Annotated in this window: 5 protein-coding genes; 2 read left to right on the top strand and 3 right to left on the bottom strand. The window is 29.5% G+C overall.

The window, feature by feature from the left end:
- Both VK998_RS09475 and VK998_RS09480 read right to left on the bottom strand, forming a co-directional pair.
- Window positions 1-233: hypothetical protein (locus VK998_RS09475; protein WP_325227887.1), on the bottom strand; the 233-nt coding region annotated here is incomplete at its 3' end.
- Between the two features lie 8 nt (window positions 234-241).
- Window positions 242-1,153 carry a DMT family transporter gene (locus tag VK998_RS09480; protein ID WP_325227888.1) on the bottom strand — a complete coding sequence of 304 codons (912 nt, stop codon included), beginning with the start codon at window positions 1,151-1,153 and terminating at the stop codon, window positions 242-244.
- A 134-nt stretch (window positions 1,154-1,287) separates the two neighbouring features.
- Here VK998_RS09480 and VK998_RS09485 point away from each other — a divergent pair, with 134 nt between their 5' ends.
- On the top strand, window positions 1,288-2,607 hold the full coding sequence (locus tag VK998_RS09485; protein WP_325227889.1) for an aminotransferase class V-fold PLP-dependent enzyme: 1,320 nt from the start codon (window positions 1,288-1,290) through the stop codon (window positions 2,605-2,607).
- A 99-nt stretch (window positions 2,608-2,706) separates the two neighbouring features.
- Entirely contained in the window at window positions 2,707-4,026 is a 1,320-nt protein-coding gene (locus VK998_RS09490; protein ID WP_325227890.1) for a D-serine ammonia-lyase, read from the top strand.
- 83 nt (window positions 4,027-4,109) lie between these two features.
- Here VK998_RS09490 and VK998_RS09495 read toward each other — a convergent pair whose 3' ends face one another.
- On the bottom strand, window positions 4,110-4,769 hold the full coding sequence (locus tag VK998_RS09495) for an ABC-2 transporter permease (protein ID WP_325227891.1): 660 nt from the start codon (window positions 4,767-4,769) through the stop codon (window positions 4,110-4,112).
- Window positions 4,770-4,866 lie beyond the last annotated feature (97 nt).

Genomic DNA, 4,866 nt, shown 5'->3' on the forward strand with positions numbered 1-4,866 from the left:
CCTACAAAATCCCCTTGAAAAACACCATAAAATACTCCTCTAAAAAAAACCAAAGAAAAACCCGATAAAGCTCCAAATAGTATTGGATTAAATTCATCGTAAATAAATAATAGTAAAGGAAACATAACTCCTGCAAAAGAAAATTTAAAATTCTCTATATAAAAATCAATATATAAAAGAGAAGATAATCCTACTACAATAGAAGCAATAAGAATATCTTTATATTTTTTCATAATATCACCTAAACTCTTTTAACTTTACCTGAATTATTGTTCTGTTCAATATTTTTTTTAAGAAAATCCCATTTAGTTTCTGTAGTAAGTATAGATATTAATATTGCAATACATCCTATTAAAAATCTAATAGTAAAAGGTTCTTTTAAAAATATTAAGGCCATTATTCCTCCAAATACAGACTCCAAACTCAATATTATTGCTGTATGGGTTGAACTAGTATATTTTTGTGCTATATTTTGTACTAAAAAGGCTATTAATGTACCAAATATTGCAAGGTATAGTATTGAAAATACTGCTTCATTTGATACCTTGGTTATTCTAGGTTCAAATAACAACGCAAATATAGTTGACAATATGCCTGCTGCTAAAATCTGTATCACTGATAGAACTATTGGATCATGATCTTTTGAAAAATATCCAATGGTAGATATATGCAATGCAAAAAATATGGCACAAATAAAAGTTAAAAATTCTCCATATCCAAACCTTAGATTGCTCTCGAAGCTTAGTATACCTATCCCAGTAAAACAAAGAAATACTGCTATTACCTCATATATATCTGGCCTTTTCTTGCTAATAGCCCAATATATAAAGGGTACCATAACAACATTTGTAGCAGTTATAAAAGCTTGCTTTCCAGCAGTTGTATAATTAAGGCCTACTGTTTGGGTAGCAAACCCCCCAAACAAAAAAATCCCTATCAAAAATCCAGCTTTCCAATCTTTCAATTTAGCTTTCCTAAGTCTTTTAAAAAATACTATTCCCATTAAAAAAAATGAAATCATAAATCTAAAGGCTAATAGGTAATATGGTGTAATATGATTTAATGAATTCTTAGTAACAACAAATCCACTTCCCCATATAATTGCAACTATTAACAATGAAAAATCTGCATAGATACTCGATTTCTCTTTCATAAGTTTCCTCCTGTTAATTAAATTCACTATACATATTGTATCATATATTTCCTATCTATATTTACCTAATGATATGGAACCTTTTTATTTTTTATCAATATAATGATATTACCAACTATAATAAAGGTGATATTATGTATAAAAGTTTAGTTTCTGGTATAAATACGTTAGTTCCATTATTTAATGGAATTAAGGTACCTTACATAAACTTTGACAATGCTGCCACTACTCCAGCTTTTTCTTCTGTGCTTTACGGAATAAATAATTTTTCCCCCTATTATTCTTCCGTTCATAGAGGAACAGGTTATAAATCTGTTGTATCTTCACATTTCTATGATAATGCCAGGAATATAGTATTGGATTTTATAAAAGCTGACCCAAATAATTATACGGCAATATTTGTAAAAAATACAACAGAAGCTATCAATAAACTTTCTTTTAGACTTATGGATGAAATAAAGAATGGAATAGTTCTATCTACTCATATGGAACATCATTCCAATGATTTACCTTGGAGATATAGGTATAATGTAGATTATGTAGAAGTAAATACAAAAGGAAGACTGTCCTTAAATCATTTGGAGCATTTACTAAAAAAAAATCAAGGAAAGGTAAAACTAGTAGCTGTAACTGGTGCCTCTAATGTAACTGGATACATTAATCCAATACATAAAATAGCAAAACTAGCTCATAAATATGGAAGTAAAATATTAGTAGATGGTGCTCAATTAATCCCTCATCATTCCGTTGATATTAAGGCTGTAAATGATTTAGCTCATATCGACTATATAGTCTTTTCTGGCCATAAGATGTATGCCCCCTTTGGAACTGGGGTATTAATAGCTCCTAAAAATATTTTTGAATCTGGCTTTTCAGACCATATAGGTGGGGGTACTGTAGATTTAGTAACTTCAGACGATGTCATATGGGCTCCTCCTCCTGAAAAGGAAGAGGCAGGAACTCCCAATCTGTTTGGAGTAGTGGCTTTAATTGAAAGCATTCAAACATTGAAAAAATTAGGTATGGAAAAAGTCGTTGAATACGAAAGAAGATTAACCCGATATACTTTAGAAAAAATGAAAACTATACCAAATATTATATTATATGATGATGAAGATATAGAAAATAAAGTGTCTATTATATCCTTCAATATAGATGGCCTATATCATGGAACTGTAGCTACAGCCCTTTCCTTAGAAGGAGGAATTGGAGTCAGGAATGGATGTTTTTGTGCCCAGCCCTATGTCCAAAAATTGCTCCATATTTCAAAAGAGGATATAGAAAAGTATAAAGAAAATAGGGATATGCTCAGACCTGGCACCGTTAGAATTAGTTATGGTCTTTATAACGATTTTAAAGAAATAAATATAATGATAGAACTATTGAAACAAATTGGAAATAATATTGATTATTACCATAATAAGTATAGAAATCCTCCTTTCTACTCAAAATAGTGGGAAGGAGGGTTTTACTTAACAAATTTTCTTTCTCTTTAATTATCTTCAATAATAATATATACTAAGTATTAAGATATAAGGAAGGGAGAAATAAACTTGGACAAAAAATCTATTATAAAAGAAAATTCACCTTTATTAAACAAAATTAAAAATTTAAAAGAAGTACTATGGATAAATAATAATTATACCATATTCAATAATTTGGTAGACAACTTACCAATAACTTATGAAGATATCATTGACGCAGAAAAAAGATTAAAAAGATTTGCTCCCTATATAAAAAAAATGTTCCCAGAAACCATTGAGGGTATTATTGAATCACCGATATCTCCAATTAATTCTATGAAATCAAAAATTGAGAAAATCTATGATAAAAAAATATATGGCAATTTAATACTTAAAAGAGATGATTTACTGCCTATTGCTGGTTCCATCAAGGCAAGAGGAGGAATATATGAAGTATTAAAGCATGCAGAAACTTTAGCTATTAAAAATAATTTATTATCTATTCATGATGATTACTCTATATTAGCCGAAGACAAATTCAAAGATTTTTACTCCAATTACATAATTCAAGTAGGTAGTACTGGAAATCTAGGATTAAGTATAGGGATAATGAGTGCAAAAATTGGATTTAAGGTAAAGGTTCATATGTCCCAAGACGCAAAGAAGTGGAAAAAGGATTTGCTTAGAAGTAAAGGTGTAGAAGTAATAGAATATTCTTCTGATTATTCAAAGGCTGTAGAAGAAGGTAGAAAGCAATCAGAAAGTAATCCTAATAGTCATTTTATAGATGATGAAAATTCTAAAGACCTATTTCTAGGATATACTGTAGGTGGGTTAAGAATTAAAGAACAACTGGATAAAATGGAAATAGTAGTAGATGAAAACCACCCTCTATTTGTATACCTTCCATGTGGAGTAGGAGGCGGACCCGGCGGGGTAACTTATGGATTAAAATTCATTTATGGTGATAATGTCCATTGCTTCTTTGCAGAACCTACCCATTCCCCAGCCATGTTACTAGGTCTTGTGACGGAACTCCACAATAAAATATCCGTAGAGGATTTTGGATTAGACAATATAACTGAAGCTGATGGATTGGCAGTAGGTCGCCCTTCATCCTTTGTAGGAAAGATAATGGATAAACTGCTAAGTGGTATATTTACCATAGATGATAATAGGCTATACAAATTTTTAACTGCTTTAGCAGATGAAGAAGAAGTTTTCTTAGAACCCTCAGCATTAGCAGGATTTTTAGGACCAGTATTTTTATCAAGTGAAGAAGGAAAAGAATATTTAATAAAACAAGATATTCTAAAGAAAAAAGATAATATCACACATATGTGCTGGGCTACCGGTGGAAGCTTAGTACCTGAAAGTATAATGAAGGAATATTATAGAAAAGGTAAATAATACAGTACCATATCACTATAAACGTAAGTGAAGAATCCCAGTTTAGGGATTCTTCGCTAAAATTGAGAATGTCAAAAGAAAATTTAAAATTCCCTTTTTAGATAAATTTTTTTAGATATTTGTAAGGAGATATAAAACATTATTAAGGAAAATACTAATAAATAAATATTTAATTTATTGATATTTATAGACATTATTTTTTCTAACTGCCCTATTGCCTCCAGCTTTTTCATAAACTTACTTATTATACTTGGTCCTATCAATATCACTATCCATAATATCATATTAAAACTTCTAATTCCCTCTCCAATTTTAAAATAGAAAGGATAATATATGGAATAAAATATTAAGGATATATTGGTTACAAAGAGAGCATTCCATAAGCTTGCACTCATATTGTTATCAACAATATTTAAAACAGAGATAATTTTTGTAAATAACAATACAATACCCGACCCTAATATTATAAACAATATAAGAGTTAAATATTTGCCCTTAACTATATCTTGCCTATCTACAGGAAAACTATTGATAATAATTTCGCTTTTATATTTATCGTCATAACCATTTGTATATATGACCAGCATAAATATTAGTATAATCATCCCAAGAACATATAGAAGATTAGCTATCATATAATTAGGCATAGTAAGTCCCATAGCAGCTATAAACAATGCATATATTCCTCCAAAAATATTTATTTTCCTTGATAATTTCAAATCCTTTTTGACTAAATTAAGCATAATTTCACTCCTTTATAAATCCCTACTTTGGTAGAGTTTCATAGATAGCAATAAGGAAACTATATACATTATTATGGGTACAAACACCATACTTTTC

Source organism: Schnuerera sp. (assembly GCF_035459645.1).
Classification (GTDB): domain Bacteria; phylum Bacillota; class Clostridia; order Tissierellales; family Tepidimicrobiaceae; genus Schnuerera.